Source organism: Bartonella sp. B39 (assembly GCF_053795145.1).
In genome coordinates this window covers 1,795,882-1,818,496 of the sequence record NZ_CP200036.1, presented here as the reverse complement: position 1 = coordinate 1,818,496, position 22,615 = coordinate 1,795,882, and the positions used below count along the sequence as shown (strand labels likewise).

At 39.3% G+C, this 22,615-nt stretch carries 21 protein-coding genes and 1 pseudogene; 12 read left to right on the top strand and 10 right to left on the bottom strand.

What is annotated here, in order from left to right:
* Positions 1-21 precede the first annotated feature (21 nt).
* Both odhB and lpdA read left to right on the top strand, forming a co-directional pair.
* Positions 22-1,257: a 2-oxoglutarate dehydrogenase complex dihydrolipoyllysine-residue succinyltransferase gene (gene odhB, locus V4P57_RS08330; protein ID WP_455466061.1), complete on the top strand. Its 1,236-nt coding sequence runs from the start codon at positions 22-24 to the stop codon at positions 1,255-1,257.
* A gap of 32 nt (positions 1,258-1,289) precedes the next feature.
* The gene (lpdA, locus tag V4P57_RS08325; RefSeq protein ID WP_455466060.1) at positions 1,290-2,696 is read left to right on the top strand and encodes a dihydrolipoyl dehydrogenase; all 1,407 of its coding nucleotides are present in this window, start codon (positions 1,290-1,292) and stop codon (positions 2,694-2,696) included.
* Between the two features lie 135 nt (positions 2,697-2,831).
* Here lpdA and V4P57_RS08320 read toward each other — a convergent pair whose 3' ends face one another.
* Both V4P57_RS08320 and V4P57_RS08315 read right to left on the bottom strand, forming a co-directional pair.
* Entirely contained in the window at positions 2,832-4,070 is a 1,239-nt protein-coding gene (locus tag V4P57_RS08320; protein WP_455466059.1) for a saccharopine dehydrogenase NADP-binding domain-containing protein, read from the bottom strand.
* A 56-nt stretch (positions 4,071-4,126) separates the two neighbouring features.
* Positions 4,127-5,224: a carboxynorspermidine decarboxylase gene (locus V4P57_RS08315; protein WP_455466058.1), complete on the bottom strand. Its 1,098-nt coding sequence runs from the start codon at positions 5,222-5,224 to the stop codon at positions 4,127-4,129.
* A 156-nt stretch (positions 5,225-5,380) separates the two neighbouring features.
* Here V4P57_RS08315 and V4P57_RS08310 point away from each other — a divergent pair, with 156 nt between their 5' ends.
* The 7 genes from V4P57_RS08310 to mnhG all read left to right on the top strand — a co-directional run bounded on the left by V4P57_RS08310 (position 5,381) and on the right by mnhG (position 12,140).
* On the top strand, positions 5,381-5,830 hold the full coding sequence (locus V4P57_RS08310; RefSeq protein WP_455466057.1) for a BA14K family protein: 450 nt from the start codon (positions 5,381-5,383) through the stop codon (positions 5,828-5,830).
* Positions 5,831-6,064: 234 nt separating this feature from the next.
* A complete protein-coding gene (locus V4P57_RS08305; protein WP_455466056.1) occupies positions 6,065-8,986 on the top strand; it encodes a monovalent cation/H+ antiporter subunit A in 2,922 nt (973 codons plus the stop codon).
* Positions 8,986-9,327, top strand: a complete 342-nt coding sequence (locus V4P57_RS08300) for a Na+/H+ antiporter subunit C (protein ID WP_455466055.1) — start codon at positions 8,986-8,988, stop codon at positions 9,325-9,327. Before V4P57_RS08305 ends, V4P57_RS08300 begins: the two co-directional genes overlap by 1 nt.
* Positions 9,327-10,949, top strand: a complete 1,623-nt coding sequence (locus tag V4P57_RS08295; protein WP_455466054.1) for a monovalent cation/H+ antiporter subunit D — start codon at positions 9,327-9,329, stop codon at positions 10,947-10,949. Before V4P57_RS08300 ends, V4P57_RS08295 begins: the two co-directional genes overlap by 1 nt.
* Positions 10,946-11,431, top strand: coding sequence for a Na+/H+ antiporter subunit E (locus V4P57_RS08290; protein WP_455466053.1), 486 nt, complete (start codon positions 10,946-10,948; stop codon positions 11,429-11,431). The genes V4P57_RS08295 and V4P57_RS08290 overlap by 4 nt, the downstream gene beginning before the upstream one ends.
* On the top strand, positions 11,428-11,709 hold the full coding sequence (locus tag V4P57_RS08285) for a K+/H+ antiporter subunit F (protein ID WP_455466052.1): 282 nt from the start codon (positions 11,428-11,430) through the stop codon (positions 11,707-11,709). The genes V4P57_RS08290 and V4P57_RS08285 overlap by 4 nt, the downstream gene beginning before the upstream one ends.
* Positions 11,706-12,140, top strand: a complete 435-nt coding sequence (mnhG, locus tag V4P57_RS08280; protein ID WP_455466051.1) for a monovalent cation/H(+) antiporter subunit G — start codon at positions 11,706-11,708, stop codon at positions 12,138-12,140. Before V4P57_RS08285 ends, mnhG begins: the two co-directional genes overlap by 4 nt.
* A gap of 27 nt (positions 12,141-12,167) precedes the next feature.
* On the opposite strand, the gene V4P57_RS08275 is transcribed toward mnhG, so the two are convergent.
* The 5 genes from V4P57_RS08275 to V4P57_RS08255 all read right to left on the bottom strand — a co-directional run bounded on the left by V4P57_RS08275 (position 12,168) and on the right by V4P57_RS08255 (position 15,546).
* Positions 12,168-12,566: an MliC family protein gene (locus V4P57_RS08275; RefSeq protein ID WP_455466050.1), complete on the bottom strand. Its 399-nt coding sequence runs from the start codon at positions 12,564-12,566 to the stop codon at positions 12,168-12,170.
* 17 nt (positions 12,567-12,583) lie between these two features.
* Complete coding sequence (locus V4P57_RS08270; protein ID WP_455466049.1) at positions 12,584-12,991, bottom strand: MliC family protein; 408 nt, start codon at positions 12,989-12,991, stop codon at positions 12,584-12,586.
* 4 nt (positions 12,992-12,995) lie between these two features.
* Entirely contained in the window at positions 12,996-13,391 is a 396-nt protein-coding gene (locus V4P57_RS08265) for an MliC family protein (RefSeq protein WP_455466048.1), read from the bottom strand.
* A 417-nt stretch (positions 13,392-13,808) separates the two neighbouring features.
* The gene (aroB, locus tag V4P57_RS08260; RefSeq protein WP_455466047.1) at positions 13,809-14,939 is read right to left on the bottom strand and encodes a 3-dehydroquinate synthase; all 1,131 of its coding nucleotides are present in this window, start codon (positions 14,937-14,939) and stop codon (positions 13,809-13,811) included.
* A complete protein-coding gene (locus V4P57_RS08255) occupies positions 14,914-15,546 on the bottom strand; it encodes a shikimate kinase (RefSeq protein ID WP_455466046.1) in 633 nt (210 codons plus the stop codon). The genes aroB and V4P57_RS08255 overlap by 26 nt, the downstream gene beginning before the upstream one ends.
* Before the next feature lie 260 nt (positions 15,547-15,806).
* On the opposite strand from V4P57_RS08255, the gene V4P57_RS08250 reads away from it, so the two are divergent.
* From V4P57_RS08250 to V4P57_RS08240, 3 genes are all read left to right on the top strand, one after another.
* Entirely contained in the window at positions 15,807-16,745 is a 939-nt protein-coding gene (locus V4P57_RS08250; protein WP_455466045.1) for a site-specific tyrosine recombinase XerD, read from the top strand.
* Between the two features lie 79 nt (positions 16,746-16,824).
* Positions 16,825-17,781 (top strand): acetyl-CoA carboxylase carboxyltransferase subunit alpha, encoded by a 957-nt coding sequence (locus V4P57_RS08245; protein WP_455466991.1) that lies wholly within the window; start codon positions 16,825-16,827, stop codon positions 17,779-17,781.
* A 38-nt stretch (positions 17,782-17,819) separates the two neighbouring features.
* A complete protein-coding gene (locus tag V4P57_RS08240; RefSeq protein ID WP_455466044.1) occupies positions 17,820-18,569 on the top strand; it encodes a L,D-transpeptidase family protein in 750 nt (249 codons plus the stop codon).
* A gap of 424 nt (positions 18,570-18,993) precedes the next feature.
* On the opposite strand, the gene V4P57_RS08235 is transcribed toward V4P57_RS08240, so the two are convergent.
* The 3 genes and pseudogenes from V4P57_RS08235 to V4P57_RS08225 all read right to left on the bottom strand — a co-directional run bounded on the left by V4P57_RS08235 (position 18,994) and on the right by V4P57_RS08225 (position 22,613).
* On the bottom strand, positions 18,994-20,055 hold the full coding sequence (locus tag V4P57_RS08235) for a CobW family GTP-binding protein (protein ID WP_455466043.1): 1,062 nt from the start codon (positions 20,053-20,055) through the stop codon (positions 18,994-18,996).
* 2 nt (positions 20,056-20,057) lie between these two features.
* A pseudogene (locus tag V4P57_RS08230) lies at positions 20,058-21,166 on the bottom strand (D-alanyl-D-alanine carboxypeptidase family protein).
* 652 nt (positions 21,167-21,818) lie between these two features.
* The gene (locus V4P57_RS08225) at positions 21,819-22,613 is read right to left on the bottom strand and encodes a lysophospholipid acyltransferase family protein (protein WP_455466042.1); all 795 of its coding nucleotides are present in this window, start codon (positions 22,611-22,613) and stop codon (positions 21,819-21,821) included.
* Positions 22,614-22,615 lie beyond the last annotated feature (2 nt).

Sequence of the window (22,615 nt, the reverse complement as noted above, 5' to 3'; positions counted from 1 at the left end):
TCTGATGTATGGAAAAATATTATGACTACTGAAATCCGTGTTCCTACTTTGGGCGAATCGGTTACCGAAGCAACAGTTGGCAAATGGTTTAAAAAGCTTGGTGAAGTTGTTGCTATGGATGAGCCCTTGGTTGAATTAGAAACTGATAAGGTAACAGTTGAGGTTCCTTCGCCTGTCGCAGGAAAATTATCTGAAATCATTGCAAAAGAAGGCGATACGGTTGAAGTGAATGCGCTTTTAGGGGCGGTTGAAGCTGGAGCAGCTGGTGTTTCCCAGTCATTTTTGCCTTCTGCTACACCTGTTCCGGGAGCTCCATCTGAATTGGAGCAGTCTTCTTCAAGCAGTAAAATGCCTCCTGCTCCTTCAGCCGCAAAATTGATGGCTGAAAACGATATTGCAAAAAGCGATATTTCGGGTTCTGGAAAACGTGGACAAATTCTTAAAGAAGATGTTCTTGGTGTTGTAGAACAAGGAACGAAAGTATCTGCTCCTCCTGTTTCTGCATCCAATTTTGCACCTACCTCTATATCCAGCTCTTCAGCTGCTCCTGTTCAGGAAATACGTGAAGAACGGGTTCGTATGACGAAATTACGTCAAACAATTGCGCGCCGTCTTAAAGATGCACAGAATACAGCAGCAATGTTAACCACATTTAATGAGGTTGATATGTCTGCGGTGATGGATTTGCGCAAGCGTTATAAGGATCTTTTTGAAAAGAAACATGGTGTTAAGCTCGGTTTTATGGGATTTTTTACCAAGGCTGTTTGTCATGCACTAAAAGAACTTCCTGCTGTTAATGCAGAAATTGATGGAACAGATATTGTTTACAAAAACTATGTCAATGCCGGAATTGCTGTTGGAACGGATAAAGGACTTGTCGTTCCGGTCGTTCGTGATGCAGATCAGATGTCGTTGGCAGAAATTGAAAAAGAGATTGGCCGTCTGGGTCGTCTTGCTCGTGATGGAAAATTAGCAGTTTCTGATATGCAAGGTGGAACTTTTACCATTACCAATGGAGGTGTGTATGGGTCGTTAATGTCGACGCCGATTTTGAATGCACCACAATCTGGTATATTGGGAATGCATGCGATTAAAGAACGAGCAATGGTTGTTGGCGGTCAAATTGTGATCCGACCCATGATGTACTTGGCACTTTCTTATGATCATCGTATCGTAGATGGGCAAGAAGCTGTGACTTTCCTCGTGCGTGTTAAGGAAAGTTTGGAAGATCCGGAACGCCTTGTTCTTGACTTGTAAAAATAAAGTTTTCAGGATGAAAGGAAAAACGGATGTCTTATGATGTTGTTGTGATTGGAGCGGGTCCAGGCGGTTATGTAGCAGCAATCAAAGCAGCGCAACTGGGGCTTAAAACAGCGATTATTGAAAAGCGTATGGCACTGGGTGGCACATGTCTCAACGTTGGTTGCATTCCTTCTAAAGCATTATTACATGCTTCGGAAGTGTTTGCTGAAACGCAGCATGGTTTTGAAACACTTGGTATTTCTATTTCAAAATCTAAGCTTAATCTTGAGCAGATGATGGCGCATAAAAAAGCTGTTGTAACGGCCAATACCAGTGGTGTTTCTTTTTTGATGAAAAAGAATAAAGTTGACACTTTTTTTGGTACGGCTAGAATTTTAGGTGTGGGTCAAATTGAAGTCCTTGCTAGGGATGGTCGTAAACAAACGATTGAAACAAAGAATGTTATTATTGCTACGGGGTCAGAGAGTTCTGGCATTCCAGGTGTGAATGTTGAAATTGATGAAAAGGTTATTGTGTCTTCCACAGGGGCGCTCGCACTTGAAAAAGTACCAACACGCATGATTGTTGTTGGGGCTGGTGTTATTGGTTCGGAGCTTGGTTTGGTTTGGAGCCGCTTAGGTGCTAAAGTTACCATTATTGAATATCTTAATAAAATTTTAGGATTAATGGATGGTGAAGTTTCACGGCAGTTCCAGAAAATAATGCAAAAACAAGGGATTGAATATAAGACTGGTACAAAAGTAACAGCTATTACGCAGTCTGGTTCGACGGCTCAAGTGAGTTTTGAAGCGGTTAAAGGCGGTGCATCTGAAACTTTAGAGGCTGATGTCGTGCTCATTGCTACTGGACGTTCTCCATACACAGAAGGTCTCGGTTTGGTAGAAGCTGGTATCCAGTTGGATGAGCGTGGCTTTATTGTAACGGATGCGAATTGGCAAACCAATGTTCCAGGAGTTTATGCGATTGGTGATGTCGTTAAAGGGCCGATGTTGGCGCATAAAGCGGAAGAAGAAGGCGTTGCTGTGGCTGAAATTTTGGCAGGTCAAAAAGGACATGTTAACTTTGATGTCATTCCTAGTGTTGTTTATACACAACCGGAAATTGCCAGTGTAGGAAAGACAGAAGAAGAACTTAAAGCTGCTGGAATTGATTACAATATTGGCAAATTTCCCTTCATGGCTAATGGACGTGCACGTGCGATGCAAAAAAGTGATGGATTTGTTAAAATTCTTGCCGATAAAAAAACAGATCGAGTTTTAGGTGGACATATTCTTGGTTTTGGAGCTGGTGAGATGATTCACGAAATTGCAGTTTTGATGGAATTTGGTGGTTCATCAGAAGATCTTGGGCGTTGTTGCCATGCGCATCCTACCTTATCAGAAGCAGTGCGGGAAGCAGCTTTAGCAACATTTGCTAAACCGCTTCATATCTAGACGCGTTTTTAGCACTCTATGATGCTTCTTAAAAAAGCCTAAAAGATGTTTTTATTGTTTGTGTGTTGTATGTTTTAAGAAAAACCGCCTTGTATGTGGCGGTTCTTCTTTATCTGTCATTGATATATCAAAAGTTTAAAACTGTAATTTTTTCTCTTCTTTTTGTTCTCTTATATAGGTGGGAAGTCCCATATGATCGAGATATTTTAAGAAGGGATGTTGTGGTAATTCTTCTACATTAACCATGGTTTTAACATCCCATGGACCGGTGGCAATGAGAAGGGCTGCTGCTGCTGCTGGTACACCAGCTGTATAAGAAATGCCTTGGGCACCGGTTTCGTTAAAAGCTTGTTTGTGATCGGCTATATTATAGATAAAAACTTCCCTTGGATTTCCATCTTTTTCACCTTTTATAAGATCTCCAATACAGGTTTTTCCTGTATAATCTGATGCTAAAGAGGCTGGGTCGGGTAAGACGGCTTTTACAACTTTCAAGGGAACAACTTCTTGGCCTTCTGCTGTTTTAATAGGCTGTTCGGATAAGAGTCCTAGATTTTTCAGTACGGTAAAAACAGTGATATAACGTTCACCAAATCCCATCCAAAATCGGATATTTTGAACATCAAGATTTTTGGATAACGAATGAATTTCATCATGTCCTGTCATATAAGCTTTTTGTTTTCCAACAACTGGTAAATCCCACTCATGGCTGACTTCAAACATTTGATTGGAAGTCCATTGTTTATTCTGCCACGACCATACTTGTCCTGTAAATTCTCGAAAGTTAATTTCTGGATCAAAATTGGTGGCAAACCAACGTCCGTGATTTCCGGCGTTAATATCAATAATATCAATATCGGTGATTGTATCAAAATAATCATCGCGTGCTAATGCTGCATAAGCATTTACAACACCGGGATCAAAGCCTGCTCCTAAAATAGCGGTTATACCAGCTTTTTCACATTCTTGACGTCGAGGCCATTCATAATTGCCATACCAAGGAGGTGTTTCACAAATTTTCAAAGGGTCTTCATGAATTGCGGTATCGATATAGGCACATTTGGTTTCAATACAAGCTGAAAGAATAGACATATTAAGAAAAGCGGAACCAACATTAATAACAATTTCGCATTTTGTTTTTTGGATGAGTTTTACAGTTTCTTCTACATTCATTGCATTGAGTGTATGTCCCTTGAGGACACCTTGTTCTTTCATTGTATTTTTTTCTTTAATGGATGCAATGATGGCTTCACATTTTTTGAGTGTCCGTGAAGCAATATGAATCTCACCGAGAATATCGTTGTTTTGAGCACATTTGTGCGCAACAACTTGTGCAACACCTCCAGCACCAATAATGAGAATGTTTTTCTTCATTGTGGGGTTTATCTCCTTTTTAACAGTGTTCTACGACGTTTTTTAATGGTTATTTTTTATGAAAGGCTTCTCTGATAGTCATTATAGCTAAATTGGCGTTGAAGTGTTAGTGTACCATCAAATTCTTTGATAACAATGGCAGGCATTGCAACGCCATTAAACCAATTCTTCTTAACCATTGTATAACCCGCAGTATCTTGAAAAGATAGCCTATCACCTATTTTAAGGGGTTCAGGGAAATAAAATGTTCCAAAAATATCACCAGCAAGACAGGATTTTCCGCAGACCATAATTTCATGGGGACCTTGATTGGGTTCTAATTTGGCATTTTCATGATAAATTAAAAGATCAAGCATATGTGCTTCAATGGAGCTATCAACGATGGCGAGTTTTTTTTCATTATACAATGTGTCAAGAACACTTACTTCCAGTGTGGTGCTTTTTGTTATAGCGGCTTCTCCTGGTTCTAGAAAAATAGTAACACCATAGGTTTTTGAAAAATGTTTTAAGCGTTTTGCAAAAGTTTCTAGAGGATAATTTTCAGCGGTAAAATGAATACCACCGCCAAGGCTTATCCAGTCAACCGCAGAGAAAAGTTCTGCAAATTTTTCTTCCATGTGATTCAGCATTTGGTTAAAGAGATTAAAATCAGCATTTTCGCAATTGTTGTGGATCATCAGACCATTTATGAGGGGTAGAACTTCTTTTATGGCGTTTTGATTGGTTTCGCCTAAGCGGCTAAAAGGGCGGGAAGGGTTTGCAAGATCAAAATTGGATGCGCTGATTCCTGGATTTAACCTCAAGCCTCGTTGGATGGTCTTGGTAACGTTAGCAAAACGTCGAAGCTGTTGGATGGAATTAAAGATGATTTTATCTGCATAGCCACAGACTTCATCAATTTCATGATCTGCCCACGCAACTGAATAAGCATGGGTTTCTTTGCCAAATTTTTCTCTTCCTAAACGTAATTCATAAAGGGATGATGATGTGGTTCCATCCATAAACTCAGACATTAAATCAAATAGACTCCATGTTGCAAAACATTTCAAAGCAAGCAAAATTTTTGCTCCGGACATTTCTCGTAAGTGTGTGATGGTTTCCATATTCCTTATGAGTTTAGATTTATCGATAAGATAATAGGGAGTTTTAATCATTGTTTATCCATTCTTTTTTGAAGGATCTTATTGCAAAGTTTAACGTTTAATACAAAGAGCAAAAGAATGTCTCAAAAAAAAAGAATTTTTTTCTCTCTGGCAGTAAAAAAATTTTCTGTAACCGTGTTTTGATTTTGTAATGTTGAGATTTGCGTTATGTGTATGAAAAAAAAATTATATTATACTTTGGCTCTTATATTCGTTGGCAGTTTTTTCATTGTAACAACCAATATTGTTAATTTGGTGCAAAATAAGAGTGATGTTGAAGCTAAAGTGGTTCCTCAAGCTTTTGTTCAAGAGAGTGCAGTACCTTTGATTTTTACAGGGCGTAGAGAACTTAACGGTTTTAAGGGTTATCATAATTATCGGCATGGTTATCGTAAATATATAGATAACTGGTGGTATCCTGAGGCAGCTTTCGTTGCATTACCGCATCTAAACACAAAACATACGATCTTGAAAGCTGTATTAGATGCAAAAAAATTTCCTCAACAACATATCAAGTCTTGTCGTGCGCGTTACCGCTCTTACAATGAGAATGATAACAGTTACCAACCTTTTCATGGATCTCGTAAGCAGTGTCTTTCGCGCTTTTTTAAGGGGTAGAAATTGTTAAATGTGAAAAATCTCTACCTAGCTTTATCGTGCTTGTTGTCGTTTTTGAAATAAAAAGAGAATTTATATGATATGCAGTTTTTTCATGCGACAGTTGTTTTTTGAAAAATTTAAATATTTTTAAGTTTTATTAAATCTTATTATCGTAAGTGCAGGATGAGGGGGTGGCAGTGAAATTTTTATTTTGTCGATGACAAAATATTAAAGCAAAATGGAGTTTGAAGAATGATAACACGGGAAGCAATGTTGATATTGCTCGTTTTGCTTCCCTTTTGTGGAAGTGCTATCATTGGCTTTTTTCGCTCGACAGCAAAAAATAATGAAGCATGGTTCGCTGGGGTCATTGCACTTTTCAGTCTTCTTTTTACAATAATGCTTTATCCGGAAGTTCGTGGAAATCGCGTAGTGCGTTTAGATATTTCTTGGCTTCCAGAATGGGGGACTGATTTGATCCTCCGTATGGACGGTCTGTCGTGGCTTTTTTGCTTGCTTATTACAGGAATTGGGCTGCTTGTTGTCATTTATTCACGTTATTACATGGATCCAGCGGATTCTGTACCGCGTTTTTTTTCCTTTTTTCTGGCTTTTATGGGATCAATGACAGGAATAGTCTTATCAGGCAATCTCGTTTTTTTGGTTATTTTCTGGGAACTCACCAGCATTTTTTCTTTTTTGTTGATTGGCTATTGGTATCATAATGCCAGTGCGCGTGATGGTGCACGTATGGCTTTAACAATCACAGGTTTTGGTGGTTTTGCCCTTTTTATTGGGGTTTTATTGGTTGGGTATATTGTTGGCAGTTTTGATTTGGATAAGGTGCTGCAGTCTGGAGATATGATTCGGTCAAGTTCTCTTTATAGCCCTGTCCTTGTTTGTATTTTATTGGGAGGATTAACAAAAAGCGCGCAGTTTCCGTTTCATTTTTGGCTGCCTAATGCGATGGCTGCTCCAACGCCCGTATCGTCTTATTTGCATTCGGCGACAATGGTGAAAGCAGGATTGTTTTTGCTTGTTCGTTTATGGCCAGTGTTATCCGGGACAGAATCTTGGTTTTGGCTGGTTGGCTTTTCAGGACTCTCAACATTGCTTCTTGGTGCTTATTTTTCCATGTTTCAGCAAGACTTGAAAGGGCTGCTTGCTTATTCAACCATTAGTCATCTTGGATTGATTACCACACTTTTAAGTCTTGGTAGCCCACTGGCATGTGTCGCGGCGATCTTTCATATGGCTAATCATGCTACTTTTAAAGCTTCTTTATTTATGGCAGCCGGTATTATTGATCACGAAACGGGGACACGCGATATGCGTAAGCTAACAGGTCTTTATCGCTCTATGCCTATCACAGCAACTCTAGCTTTAGTAGCGAGTGCAGCAATGGCCGGAGTTCCTTTGTTGAATGGTTTTTTATCGAAAGAGATGTTTTTTGCTGAGGCGGTTGAAACGCATATGGAATCATGGCTCGATTGGATTGCACCTTATGTGGCAACGCTGGCTAGCCTTTTTAGTGTGACCTACTCTATACGCTTTATTCATGGTGTCTTTTTAGGGTCAAAACCCGTTAATTTACCCAAAACTCCACATGAACCACCGCATTTTATGCGTTTACCGATGGAATTTTTGGTATTTATTTGTTTGGCAGTTGGTATTTTCCCTAATTTAACAATAGGGCCTATTTTGGATAATGCAGTTGTCTCTGTTCTAGGGTCGATGGCAATCCCTTATAATTTGGCTGTTTGGCATGGCTTTAATACTCCACTAATGATGAGTTTTGTTGCTTTATTAGGAGGTGGATTACTCTATGCTGTCGGGCATCATTATTTTTTATCCTGTGATGATGGGCCTCCTTTTTTTCGTCACTTGAATGGACCGCGTATTTTTGAACGCATTCTCGTGATTATTTCTTGGAAATGGGCACGGGCGGTGGAATCTGTTTTGTCAACACGCCGTTTGCAAATACAGTTGCATTGGATTTTTTGGGTGTGTTTTGCATTTGTTGTTCTTTTGCTTTGGAGTGATGGTCTCATTTCAGCAGGTTCGTTACCGCTTTTTCCACTTGATATTCCTTTTCTCGCTCTTTGGTTGGTCGGTGGATTGTGTGCACTTTTAGTTGCTTGGCAAGCAAAGTTTCACCGCCTTGCGTCACTCATGCTCTTGGGAGGAGCCGGCTTGATGACTTGTGCAACCTTTTTATGGCTTTCTGCACCTGATTTAGCAATAACTCAATTGGTTGTTGAGGTTGTAACAGTCGTTTTATTATTGCTTGGTTTGCGATGGTTGCCTAAGCGTTTGCATCATCCTACTCCAACGCCTGTTCGTTTTTTTGTGCGCTTGCGTCGTATCCGTGATTTCATTATGGCACTTGTAGGAGGTGTTGGTATGGCATGGCTTTCCTTTGCAATGATGACACGCCCTCAAGGTACAACAGTTTCTGATTTTTTTCTGAAGAATGCTTATTCTGGTGCTGGTGGTCGAAATGTTGTGAATGTGTTGTTGGTGGATTTTCGTGGTTTTGATACCATGGGAGAAATTGTGGTTTTGGGTGTTGTCTCACTCACTGTTTTTGCCCTTTTACGACGGTTTCGTCCTGCTCCTGAAAGTATTGATGCACCTTTTCAACAACGTATTCAGAAAGCTTTTGATATGGCGCAGCCTGATCGGAATCTGGGGGATACAATATTGAACTATCTTGTTGTTCCTGCTGTTATTATGGGTTGGCTCTTTCCGGTTATTATCGTTTTTTCTGTTTATTTATTTATGCGAGGGCATGACCTTCCAGGAGGCGGATTTGTCGGTGGTGTAACTTTAGCGATAGGCTTTATTTTGCAATATCTTGCACGTGATATTCGTTGGGTGGAAAATCGTTTGAGGGTTTTACCTTTACGTTGGATGGGATTTGGCTTGCTGCTGTCAGTTGCAACGGGGGTGGGGTCTTGGTTCGTTGGATATCCTTTTTTAACCTCATTTTTTCAATATGCGCATCTTCCGTTGATTGGGAATATTCCCGTGGCGTCTGCTTTTTTGTTTGATTTTGGCGTGTTTTCTCTTGTGTTGGGAGCAACTGTTCTTATTTTAATTGCACTGGCACACCAATCAATTCGTAGTTACCGAATTGGTAAAAAACCGAGTGTAAAAGAGAAGGAAAATTAATGGAAATTATTCTTTCTTTAGGTATCGGTGTTCTTGTTGGATCAGGCATTTGGCTTATTTTACGTCCACGAACTTTTCAAGTCATTCTTGGTTTGTCTTTGATCTCCTACGGTGTCAATCTTTTTATGTTTTCAATGAGTAGACCGCGTAGCAATGCTGCACCGATTGTTGATCCTTCCACGGTGATCAATCCAGCTAATTACGTTGATCCTCTCCCACAAGCTTTGGTTTTGACAGCGATAGTGATTGGTTTTGCGACGACAGCTTTATTTTTGGTTATCCTTCTGGTTTCACGGGGATTAACAGGTTCAGATCACGTTGATGGACGTGAGGTGCAGTGATGGAATCCTGCGTGCAGCATCTTCTTATTTTGCCTATTCTTTTACCGTTAAGCACTGGAGCGGTTCTTCTTTTCTATGATGAACGCCGTTCGAAATTTAAATCATTGATTAGTCTTTCTTCTGCGGGATTGTCGATCGTTACTGCTATTTTATTGATTCTACGTACTCTTGAAATAGCGCCCGCATCGGAGGTTTATCGGCTTGGCAATTGGCCCTCTCCCTTCGGAATTATTTTGGTTCTTGATCGTTTAAGTGCTATGATGCTTTTACTTTCCAGCTTAGTGATTACTGCCGCGCTAGTTTTTGCACAGGCTCATTGGTACAAAGCTGGTTCTCATTTTCAGTCACTGATGCAATTTTTCATGGTCGGAGTAAACGGCGCTTTTTTGACAGGTGATTTGTTCAATTTATTTGTGTTTTTTGAAGTGATGTTAACAGCTTCTTATGGGCTTGCATTGCATGGTTCTGGTCAGTTGCGTGTGCGTGCAGGGTTGCATTATGTTGTGGTTAATCTTGTTGCTTCGTTGCTTTTTTTAGTTGGTACAGCACTCATTTATGGAGTCGTTGGCACTCTTAATATGGCCGATTTAGCTGTTAAAATAAAACGTATAGCTGCTGAAGATATTGTTTTATTCGAAATAGGTGCTGCGCTTTTGGGTGTAGCCTTTTTACTTAAAGCGGGTATGTGGCCACTTAATTTTTGGTTGATGCCGACTTACAGTGCTGCGGCAGCACCTGTTGGAGCTTCTTTTGCACTTTTGAGCAAGGTGGGTATTTATATTATTTTACGTCTAACACTACTATGGTTTGATCTTGAAAGTGGATATTTTAACCATTTTGGTCATACGGTTTTGTTTTATGGTGGGCTCGCCACCATGATTTTTGGTTTTATTGGGGTATTGGCTAGCCAAGTTTTGGTACGTTTGGCAGCTTATAGTGTTCTTGTATCTTCTGGTACATTGTTGGCAGCAATTGGGATGGGCAATGCAGCCCTAACAGCGGGAGCACTCTTTTATATTGTTTCTTCAACTTTAGCACTTGGCGCTTTTTTTCTTCTGGTGGAATTGGTTGAACGCTGTCAAGATGTGGCTGCTAATGTTTTAGCTGTTACAATGGAAGTGTATGGTGACGATGAAGAAGAGGAAGAAGATGAAATTGGCACCTATTTGCCGGTAACCTTAGCAATTCTTGGGGCTTGTTTTGGTATCTGTGCCATTTTAATTATTGGGTTGCCACCCTTTTCTGGTTTTGTTGCTAAATTTATGATGTTCATGGCAATTTTAAATCACAGTAAAGAGGATTTTTCTGCTTCTATACCGGTTTACCATGATTGGTTTTTTGTGGTTTTTGTGACCATCTCTGGTTTTGCGGCTTTGATTGCTTTAACACGAACGGGTATTCGAACTTTTTGGGTTTCTCTTGAAGGGAGGGTTCCACGTGTGCAGATGATTGAATTTGCACCTATTGTTCTTCTCCTTGCTTTGTGTTTTCTTATGACAATTGTAGCCAATCCTGTTGGTCATTATATGTCTGAAACTGCTAAAACTTTGCATGATCCTCAGAATTATATTGGAAGTGTTTTAGATGATTTTTCTCTCGAAAATAGGGAGATGAATCAATGAATCATTTTTGTCCTTTCCCTTTTTTCAGTGTGGTAATTGTTTTTATGTGGTTGACCTTAAACGGGTTTAGTTTAAGTCAATTGCTTTTGGGGATTATAATTGCTTTGTTTAGCGGTTGGGTGATGCGGATTCTTGAGCCGGAAAAGATCACTATTAAAAATTGGCGGGCAGTTTTTCGTCTGATTTTTCGCATGTTTGTCGATTCTATAATTTCAAATGTTTCAGTGGCTTACTTTGTTTTAACAAAAAGGTCTCAAAAACAGCAGTCTGGTTTTATTGTGGTGCCTCTTTTGCTCGAGAGCCCTACCGCTTTGGCTGTTTTAGCATGCGTCCTTGCGGTAACTCCAGGAACCGTCTGGATTGCCTATAATAAAAAAAATGGTGAACTTTTGCTTCATGTTTTAAATTTTAAAAATGAATATAATTATCAACAGGTTATCAAACAACGGTATGAGCAATTGATTTTGGAGATTTTCTCATGAGTATGATGATCCTTTATTGGGGGATTTTTCTCTCGCAGTTTTTTTTAAGTTTGGCAATGATTCTCGCGCTGTTTCGATTGATTCGTGGTCCACGGGCGCAGGATCGGATTGTGGGTTTGGATGCTCTTTATACAACTACTGTTCTTTTGTTTCTTACATTTGATATTCGTTCAGGAACAACCATTTATTTTGTAGCAGCTCTCATCATTGGGCTTTTAGGTCCTGTATCGAGTATTGCTTTGGCAAAATTTTTAATGCGGGGAGAAATTATTGAATGAAGGATGATGTATCGCTTATAGTTGCTATTACTGTCACAGTTTTTTTGATATTGGGATCTGGCCTCACATTGATTGGGACGATAGGGTTGGTACGTCTTTCCAGTTTTTATAAGCGTTTGCATATGCTTTCGTTGAGTACGAGTTGGGGTACTGGTAGTATTCTCATTTCTTCGTTTATTTATTCAACGTTTGTGGATCATCATTTTGTGTTTCATGAAATATTATTGATGATTTTTTTACTTGTGACAATACCGGTAGCTTCCATGTTGGTGTCACAGGCAGCGGCTTATCGACACCATTCGGAAAACGAATTAGAAAAGTTGGAAAACGAATTAGAAAAATCAGAAAACGAATTAGAAAAGCCACTGGCTCTTTTGTCGCATCGGGCAAAAAAACAAACGTCCGCATCAAAAGAGATATCATACGATTAGAGCCAGTACGGTTTCATGTGCAACAGCTTATTTTATATCTTTATCTTTTTCTTCTACACAGTGGATTGGCTTCTCTTCCTTTGGATCATTAATGAGATCATAAAGTATGGCTTCGTCTTTTTTTGTCCACCAAACATATATGTCTCCCATATATTTCACTCCAGAAGCGGAGATTACATTGGAAGCAATGACGCGTCTATCTTTCCATTTGAAATCAACTAACGAAATATTATCAGCATTGAGATAGGTTGCTTCAACGCGTTCTTTACTTGTTCCAGTATCACATTTATAGGCAATGGTTTCTGTTGTTGGTTGCGGATCGTCTGGTACCTCAATGACTAAAGAGCCAGCAAAGGCGCCGATTGAGTTGAAGAGTGATAGATTTAAAGGGACTAAAAATCCTAAAACGAGTAGAGTTTTTTTCATGATGTTTCCTTAATTAATTAGAATAATAGCATTGATTCATCCTTACAGAAGATGGGGTTTTTTTCTTCTGGATCATTAATAAGATCATAAAGTATGACTTCGTTGTTGGTTTTCCACCAGATATAATGAGCTCCAGCGTATTTTGTTCCCGTGGTGGTGATTGTGTTGGCAGCGATAACGCGATCGCTTTTCCATTTGAAATCAACCAACGAAATATTATCAGCATTGTGGTAAATTGCTTCAACGCGTTCTTTACTTGTTCCAGTATCGCACTGGTAGGTAATATTCTCTGTTTTTGGCTCTGGATTGTCTGGTACCTCAATGATTAAAGAGCCAGCAAAGGCGCTGATTGAGTTGAAGAGCGATAGATTTAAAGAGACTAAAAATCCTAAAACGAGTAGAGTTTTTTCATGATGCTTCCTCAATTAATTAGAATAATAACGTTGATTCATCCTTACAGAGGATGGGTTTTTTTTCTTCTGGATCATTAATAAGATCATAAAGTGTGACTTCGTCTTTTTTTGTCCACCAAACATATATGTCTCCCATATATTTCGCTCCAGAAGCGGAGATTACATTGGAAGCGATGACGCGTCTATCTTTCCATTTGAAATCAACCAACGAAATATTACCAGCATTGATATAGGTTGCTTCAACGCGTTCTTTACTTGTTCCAGTATCGCACTGGTAGGTAATGGTCTCTGTTTTTGGCTCTGGATTGTCTGGTACCTCAATGACCAAAGAGCCAGCAAAGGCACTAATTGAGTTGAAGAGTGATAAACTTAAAGCGGTGAAAAATCCTAAAATATGTAAAGTTTTTTTCATAATGCTTCCCTATATTCCTATATTGTGCACAAAGAATTATTTGATTGATACGATGGTGTCTACGGCAGGATTCGAACCTGCGACCCCAGGATTCATACCACTTCGATTTTCACCGCCAGCCTTATCGGCTGTTCGTGGTCTGGACTGTCTCTTCACCTTGAAGCCTTTAGCTCTTTAGGTGCTGCCCGTTCAGTCTCTACACCTTTCTCTCATTTGAGGAGAGACTTGGCTCGGGATTGGCATATAGTCTCCTATGAAGCTTTCCCCGAATTTGAGCAGATCCACTTTGAGGATTTCTCCTTAAGGCGCCCAATTTCTTTAGGAATCCTGTGCTCTATCCTACTGAGCTACGCAGACATCATCATACCTATTCCTTTAATGGAAGTATAAAAACGAATCAATTATATTCAATATGAATTAACGAATTTCTGCTAATTTTTGTTCCAGAAATGTCAAGATTGCATCTGGTGAAACATTTTTTGCAATAAATGATTGGCCAAGTCCGCGTGTTAAGATGAAGGTTAAATTGTTTTGCGAGACTTTTTTATCTTGAGCAATGAGAGTCATCAGCATTTCAGCATCTGGTAACTTCCCCGGGATATCCTTTAGCTGTGTAGGTAATCCTATTGCTTTAAGGTGTGCTTCAATACGTTGTGTGAGTGTGGTGCTTATTAAATTTAGTTGAGCAGAGAATTGATGCGCTAGAATCATTCCAATTGCTACAGCTTCACCATGAATTAGACGGTTTGAGTCATAGGCGGTTGCTGTTTCAAGCATGTGTCCAAATGTATGGCCAAGATTTAAGAGTGCGCGTTCTCCTGTTTCGTATTCATCGCGTGCTACAATGTCGGCTTTAAATTGGCATGAGCGGACAATAGCTTCTGTTCGTATTGGGCCATTAGAAAAAACTTTCTGCCCGTTTTTTTCAAGCCACTCAAAAAAATCAGGTTGGTTAATAAGGCCATATTTAACCATTTCTGCGTAGCCAGCACGAAATTCGCGCGGTGGTAGGGTATCAAGAAGACATGTGTCAGCAATAACGCATTGTGGTTGATAAAAAGCACCAATAAGGTTTTTACCATATTGGCTATTGATTCCAGTTTTTCCACCAACGGAGGAGTCAATTTGTGCTAGAAGCGTTGTCGGCATCTGAATGAAGTTCATACCACGGCGTATGATGCTTGCGGCAAAACCTGCTAGATCGCCAATGACGCCACCACCAAAGGCAATAACGAAATCGCTTCTTTCTAGACGTGCAGAAAGAATTTGGTCGATGACTTTTTGCAGCGTTGAAAAGGATTTTGATTGCTCTCCTGCTTCTACGATGATTGGAAAAGCATAAATTTCGTTTTTTGTTAATTCTTCTTGCAGTGTAGCCAAGTGGAGAGATGCAACATTTGTATCTGTAACAACAGCTAAACGCGTCTGAAAACCTTTTTGGTTAAGAGAACACTTAATGTGTGAGGCAGCTTGTGCAATTAAATCCGGACCAATGATTATATTATAACAGTGCTTATCTAGTTTAACAGTAACGGTCTTGGCTTGCATGCTGGTTGTTCCTATTGTTAATTTCTGTGTATAGGTAGTGCTGTATAGATCGTATGACATTTTGTGCTACAGTGTGACAGCTTTCTTTATGACTGTTAATTGTTAAGTTTGCTTTTGCATAGATCGGATAACGCTGTTCCATGAGTTTTTGCATGATTTCTTTAGGATTGGCTGTTTGAAGCAGGGGGCGTGTTGGGCGCTTCGAAACACGTTTCATGAGGATATCAAGGTCAACTTTTAGCCATATGGATATACCATTTTGATGAATGGATTTACGAATATTTTCGTTTATATAGGCACCACCACCTGTTGCTAAAACAAGAGGACTTTTTTTCATGAGGTTTAAAATAACACGTTGTTCAAGAGCGCGGAATTCTGATTCACCATAAATTTTAAAAAGTTCTATGATTGTCATTTGTGCAGCTTTTTCAATCTCTTGATCGGAATCATAAAAGGGTAAACGGAGCATGGTGGCGACGCGTTTTCCGATCACTGATTTGCCTGCTCCCATAAGACCTACAAGGACAAGTGCTCGTTTATCAAGAGCTGATAAGAGTTGCTTCTTTACTTGTATGATCGGAATTTGTTTAGATCGATTGATTTTCATAACTTTATTTCGGCATTTATCTGCCTTAAAGTCAATTCCTGTTAATCTTTGTAAGGTATGACAAGAGGTGAAGTACTTTGGGAATAGTTTATTATCTTATGCCAACATTGACCAGATTTTTGATGACTCTTTTTATTTTTCTTGCTGTTCTTTTCAGTATAGCGATCGCTCTCGTGGTTTGGGTTGAACCAGTAACTGTAGACATGTATATCGATGTTCCTTTAGATTCATCGAATCTTTCTTCGAAAGCGAATCAATAAATGAAAGATAGCGATGTGATAGATCATTTTCTTGAGATGATGAGTGCTGAAAGAGGAGCTTCTACACACACGCTTGCGGCTTATCAGCATGATTTGCAGTGGGCACAAGATGAATTGTCTTCACACTCTGTTTCGCTTTTTTCAGCACAAAAAGAAGATTTAATTGGTCTTTTGTCCCTTATGCATACTCTCGGTTTTACAGCGTCTTCACAAGCGCGTCGTTTATCGACTTTGCGTCAGTTTTATCAATTTCTTTACGCAGAGGGGTTGAGAGCAGATGACCCCTCTCATGATATTGATGCACCTCGTCAGGGGCGCCCTTTGCCCAAGATTATCAGTGAGGATGCGGTAACAAAATTGCTTGATTTGGCAGAGTTTGAAGTGAAACGAGCAAATTATGGGTCAAATAATCATTTTCGTGCATTGCGTCTTCAGTTGGTGATTGAAATGCTGTATGCAACAGGGGTGCGTATTAGTGAGTTGGTGAGTCTTCCAGTGCAGGCTGTACGGGGGAAGGGTTGCAGTATTTTGATTCGCGGTAAGGGCAAAAAAGAACGAATGGTGCTTTTATCAAAAAAAGCATGCCAAGTTCTTTCGCAGTGGTTAAATTTGCGTGATAAAGGAAAAGATGCAGAGAGTCTTTATCTTTTTCCTGCGCATTCGAAGACAGGGTATATTGCTCGACAAGTCATTGCACGGGAGTTGAAAAATCTCGCAAGTAGATCAGGAATAAAAAGTAGTAACTTTTCTCCCCATGTATTACGCCATGCTTTTGCTAGTCATCTTTTGCAAAATGGTGCCGATTTACGTACAGTTCAGCATTTGTTAGGTCATTCTGACATTTCTACCACTCAAATTTACACACATGTATTGGAAGAAAATCTTTATCGTTTAGTTAATGAGCATCATCCACTTGCCGATGAGCAGAAGGCTCAGTAAAGAAAAAGGAGATGTTTTTGAAAAATACTTTATAAAACAGTTTATAAGTGTATAAATGGCACCAAATAAGTTAGGTACAATGTATAATTATCTTGATTTTGAAAAACCAGTTGCTGATCTCGATGGAAAAATTCTTGAATTAAAGCAGATTTCTCAAGAAGAAGGCAGTCTTGATATGAGCGACGAGATTGCGCGTCTTGAAAAACGTTCTCAAACAGCATTGCGCGATATTTATAAAAAGTTATCGCCATGGCAGAAAACACAAGTGGCTCGACATCCTGATCGTCCCCATTTTATGGACTATGCTGCGCGTTTGCTCAATGATGTTACACCTTTGGCAGGAGATCGCAAGTTTGCTGAAGATGAAGCTATTCAAGCTGGATTTGCACGCTTTAAAGGAGAAGCAATTGCATACGTAGGTCAAGAAAAAGGCCACGATACGCAAACACGTTTGCGCTATAATTTTGGTTCTGCACGTCCAGAAGGGTATCGCAAAGCTGTACGTATTATGGAAATGGCTGATCGTTTCGGTTTGCCGCTCCTCACTTTTGTCGATACAGCAGGTGCTTATCCTGGTGTGAGTGCTGAAGAACGCGGTCAAGCAGAAGCAATTGCTCAATCAACAGCAGCAACTTTGCGCTTAAAAGTTCCTGTTGTTTCGGTTGTTATTGGAGAAGGCGGTTCAGGGGGAGCAATAGCAATCGCAGCGGCTAACAAAGTTTATATGTTAGAACATGCAATTTATTCTGTTATTTCCCCTGAAGGAGCAGCTTCTATTTTATGGCGTGATTCAACCCGTGCAAAGGATGCTGCGACAAATATGCGTATTACCGCTCAAGATTTGTACCGGTTAAAGATTATTGATGGCATTATTCCTGAGCCTTTAGGAGGAGCACATCGCGGTAAAGAGGCCGTGATTGATGCAACGGGTGATGTTATATCTGCTGCTTTAGAGTCTATGGCTGGCAAAGGTGGCGAAGTTCTTAAACAAGACCGTTGGGAAAAATATCTTCAAATTGGTAGATCTCTGGCATAAGTTATTCTTTGTAAGGGGATAAATTGGAGTTTTATTCGATGATATTAAACAGATTCCTCGCAGTGTGTGTTTTGTTTGTAATTGGAATATTGACCGCATGTGAGGGAAGGTTGCCAGCTTCTATTCGCGCTAAAGTTGAACAGCCGCTACCGAAAGAAATCCAAAATAGAATGGTTCTTTATGATATTGATCCATATGCGCCAATAATGATGCGATTTTTTAAGGAGGAAAATGTTGCTGAAATTTGGAAGCAGTCTCGTTCAGGGCCTTTTGTGCTTGTAGCTCGCTATGGCATTTGCAAATGGTCAGGGCAGCTTGGACCTAAATATAAAGAAGGAGATCTACAAACGCCGGAAGGTTTTTATACCATTACTGCAAACCAAATGAATCCTTACTCAAAATATTACCTTTCCTTTAATATAGGTTTTCCAAACCTTTATGATCAGGCGCATGGTCGTACAGGAAGCAATCTTATGGTGCATGGTTCTTGCTTTTCCGCTGGTTGTTATTCTATGAGTGATAAAAATATGGCACAGATTTATGCTTTTGCACGAGATGCTTTTAGAGGTGGGCAGAGAGAATTTCAGTTGCAGGCTTTTCCATTCCGTATGACTGATTCCAATATGGAGCGTCATCGCGCTGACCCTCATTATCAATTTTGGGTTATGCTTAAAGAAGGTTATGATTTCTTTGAGGAAAATCGTAAACCTCCAACGGTTGATGTTTATGAAAAACGTTACGTTTTCAATCATGGCGTTTATAGGGTTTCAGGTGCTCTAACGCCATGAATACCATTTTATCGTAAAATGGAGCTTCTTTAGACTTGTTTTTTGCCTTTTATCTGTGATGTTTTTAAATAAGGTGATATATGGTGTGTTTACGCATATTAAAAATATAGCATATCGTTTTTGTCGGATGTTTGTTTTTTGCATCAACAAAGTATAAAAATGTATAGCTGAATGAAATATTCAGGGGGCAATACTTGCTCAGTGAACCTGTGAAATGAATCATACAAATAATGAAAAAGTAGAATCTATTCAAGTAAAAATTAGCCTGACTAAAGATCGATGATGGATAAGAATTTTCGTCATTTATGGTGAGGAGGAGATTAAATGATAGGCTAGTGTTTATAGCGCAATGCAGTAAAGTCTGTTCGAAAAGCGCTGGTATTGTTCATAAAAGATTTTTCTTTCTTGAAAATTACAGGAAAAATTAGAATTTGATTCCTGGAATAATCAGGGGATTTTCCAATATGGCGGTTTTGTCTGCAGTATCTATTGCTGGCTTGTTTAAAAAAGCATTGAAGAGTTTTTGTATCGCTTCTTTTTCAACACCATCGGCAATGATAACAAAACGCGTTTGTATGATTCCTTTTGGCCATGCTGGAAGTCTTTTGGGGGGATGGAAAAATGTCTGCACACCGTGTAATATAAGAGGGCGGTTTGGATCATCACGCAATGCAATAATTGCTTTAATCCGTAATAACTTTGCACCATAAAGATTTTTTAGAAGATCTAAAAAAGCATCAAGGGTAGCATAATCCATAAGCTCTTCACAGTCTAGTGAAAAAGCGCGTATGGTCCAGTTGTGAGCATGATGATGGGGAGTAGAAGCGCTCCATTGTTTAAGTTGTGCATTTTCTTCTTTTCCATCCCAAAATGTTTTACCTATTAATGAATTTGCACAGCAATGGTCAGAGTGGACATCTATAATTTGCGCTGTAGGATTAATTGTTTTGAGTGTATTAGAGAGCGTGTTTGAAAGTGTTTTTGAGGCAGCCATGTCTGTTTTTGTGAGGATAATTTTATCAGCAAGTGCTAACTGTTTTTGTATTTCCGGATAGTGTTCAAGTATGGAAAGTGTGTTTAATGTATCAAATGTTGCAAGGACAGTGCTGATAGACAATGTTTGAGTTAGGAGTGGGTGGCTTAGAAGAGCTTGTAAAATAGGGGCTGGATCAGCCATCCCTGTTGTTTCAATGATAATGTGATTGAGTTGTTTGAGGTGTCCTGTCTGAATGCGATTAATTAAATCTGTTAATGTATCGATGAGATCACTGCGCAAATTGCAGCATAAGCAACCATTTGCGAGTTCGATAATCCCTTCTGTCGTTTTTTCAACCAGAAGGTGGTCAATACTTACTTCGCCGAATTCATTGATGATAACAGCACTATCAGCCAAGAGAGGATTGCGTAGCATATGGTTGAGCAAAGTTGTTTTGCCAGAGCCTAAAAATCCGGTAATAAGCGTGAGTGGAATGCGCTTTATTTTCATGCTTATCCCCGACCGTGATTTATTGCCTTTTTTACAGAGAGATTTGTTAGTTTTTTACGCGGAATGTAAAGTTTTTTAGCGGTTTTACTGTGATTTTAGGTTCCTTTGGTGCACTAATGAGCTGTACTTGTAAAGGAATTACAGAAGAAGGTGAAGCAGTGATAAAAGGTGAGGTGAGGATAACTTTTCCTTGATCATCATAAGAGTTCGCATGCATTTTTATGGCTTCAGGAGTACATATTTGTTGTTTCATATCGCTTACTTTTGTTCTCTTGGTACCATAGGGTTTTAGAGTTGCAAGTGTTAATTGAGACGTACCTTCATGTAAAAATCCTGTCTCAAGCAATTGTGCGGCTTTTTCTTCTCTTTCACTTACGTTGTTAGATCCTAAAACAACAGCAATAATTGTGCGTTTGTTGCGGGTTGCTGAGGCAACAAGATTGAAACCAGAGGCACAAATAAAGCCTGTTTTCATGCCGTCTATTCCATCAAAACGGCCAATGAGGTTGTTTGAATTGGGCTGGATTTTTCGTTTGTTACCAAAATCAATGGCTGGAATAGAAAAATAATGGGCATATTGAGGAAATTCACGACGAATCTGAATCGCTAAAAGAGCAATATCGCGTGCTGTGGAGTAATTGGATGGGTCTGGTAACCCACTTGCATTAGCAAAATGCGTTCCAAACATTCTTAAGCGTTGAGCTTCAGCATTCATTTTTTTTACAAAAGCTTCTTGTGAACCAGCAACTGCTTCACTCATGGCAATCGCTAAATCGTTAGTGGAAGTCACTAAAGTAATACTTAAGGCTGTATCAAGTGTAAGAACGGAACCTGCTCTATAACCTGATCGATGTGCAGGAGCTTTTGCTGCATATTCACTGATGGTGATGTGCTTGTTGGCTGAAATTTCCCCTCGGCTCATGGCACGGAAAATGACATAAGCAGTCATTAATTTTGTTAAGGAGGCTGGATACCAACGCTCAAAAGCTTGATTATGCTCTAAGATACGTTTAGTTGTGACATCAACAGATATAAAAGGTTGTGCCAAAGCAAGAGAGTTGGTCAAACTCAAAATAAAAAATGAAAATAGATGAGTGAAAAGTCGTGGCATTAAGTTTAAATCCAATTCCTTCTTATTAGTGATTTAGAACTGTTTTCATGTAGTACACAAAGCTTTTAAGTCTATTATATAGAGAGCAAATGGTTAATACTGTTGATACTGTCTTCGTTTTTCTTCTGAGATAAAATTAGTATTTGTCTTTACTTTTCCCCCTTGTGTTCAATTTTGCAGTTTGCAAAAATATCTGCAGCAACATTTTTTTTACAATGGATATTGCGCAACGCTTTCCCTTTTGTTTATCATGTTCTTCTTAAAGAACAATATGCCATTATGTTGCTTATCTATGCGTTTTCTTCGAAGAAATATTTTACTTCGTCTTAGTTCCATTTTTTAGCGCTGCTCGCAAATAGTACAACATAAAGTCTATGGGGCACGTCATTTCTTTGTGCTTATAAAAGTACAAGCTAGCATTGCGCTCTGTTTGCTAACTTCCAATATTTTGATTGCTTTTGCACTTGAGAGTGTACATAAGAGGTATATTCATTTTTTTCAAATGTTTTTTGTTTACATGCTGTTTTCTTTTGTAAGCTGTAAGCAAATTTTTATGCTTCATTCCTAAAATAGGAAAATAAATATCTCCTGTTCTATACTCTCAATTCAATATGAAAAGTAATAAACTATCACTATAAATCACAGTATTGATTCATAACGATTTAAGTTCTTGAAGCCTTTTAATAGCACAGGGTGGCATAGGTGGAGAGCTAGGATCTTGGGCTGCTAACAAAAGCAATTCATCACAGGCTTGTTCTGTTTTTTGGACGAGTTGGTCTAGGAAATCACGTTTGCTTAAACCAGACTCTATAGGGGGAAGAATGCGGACACGGATTGTTCCAGGGTAGCGGCGAAAATTGTTGCGTGGCCAATATAAACCAGCATTGTGCGCAATAGGAACAACTTGAAGTCCCAATTCACTGTAGAGAGCAACAATCCCTGATTTATAATCTGGTTCTTTACCTGGCTGTCGGCGTGTCCCTTCGGGAAAGATCAAAATTTGACGCCCTTGTTTCGCTTTTTCTTTAGATTTTTGTATGATGGTTTTTAAGGCTTTAATGGGCGTCGTTCGGTTAATTGGGATAATTTGTGTTTTTGCCATGTACCAGCCAAAGAATGGAATCCATGTCAGTTCACGTTTTAGAATGAGAGCGGGATCATCAAAATAGGGGATAAGGCCGAAGGTCTCCCATGCAGATTGATGCTTTGGAGCAATGATATAGGCTCCTTTAGGGAGATTTTCTAATCCTTCAATTTTATAGTTTGTGCCTGCAATGTATTTTTGCAAAAGGAGTGTGATGCGCGCCCATGTTTTGGGGACAATCCACGCTTTTTTGCGTGGCATTAAAAAATAGATGGGAGCATAAAGAATCATTTGTATAAAAGTAGTTATATAAAAAGCAAACGTAAAAAGAAGAGAACGAAAGATGAGCACTACATTTTCCATTT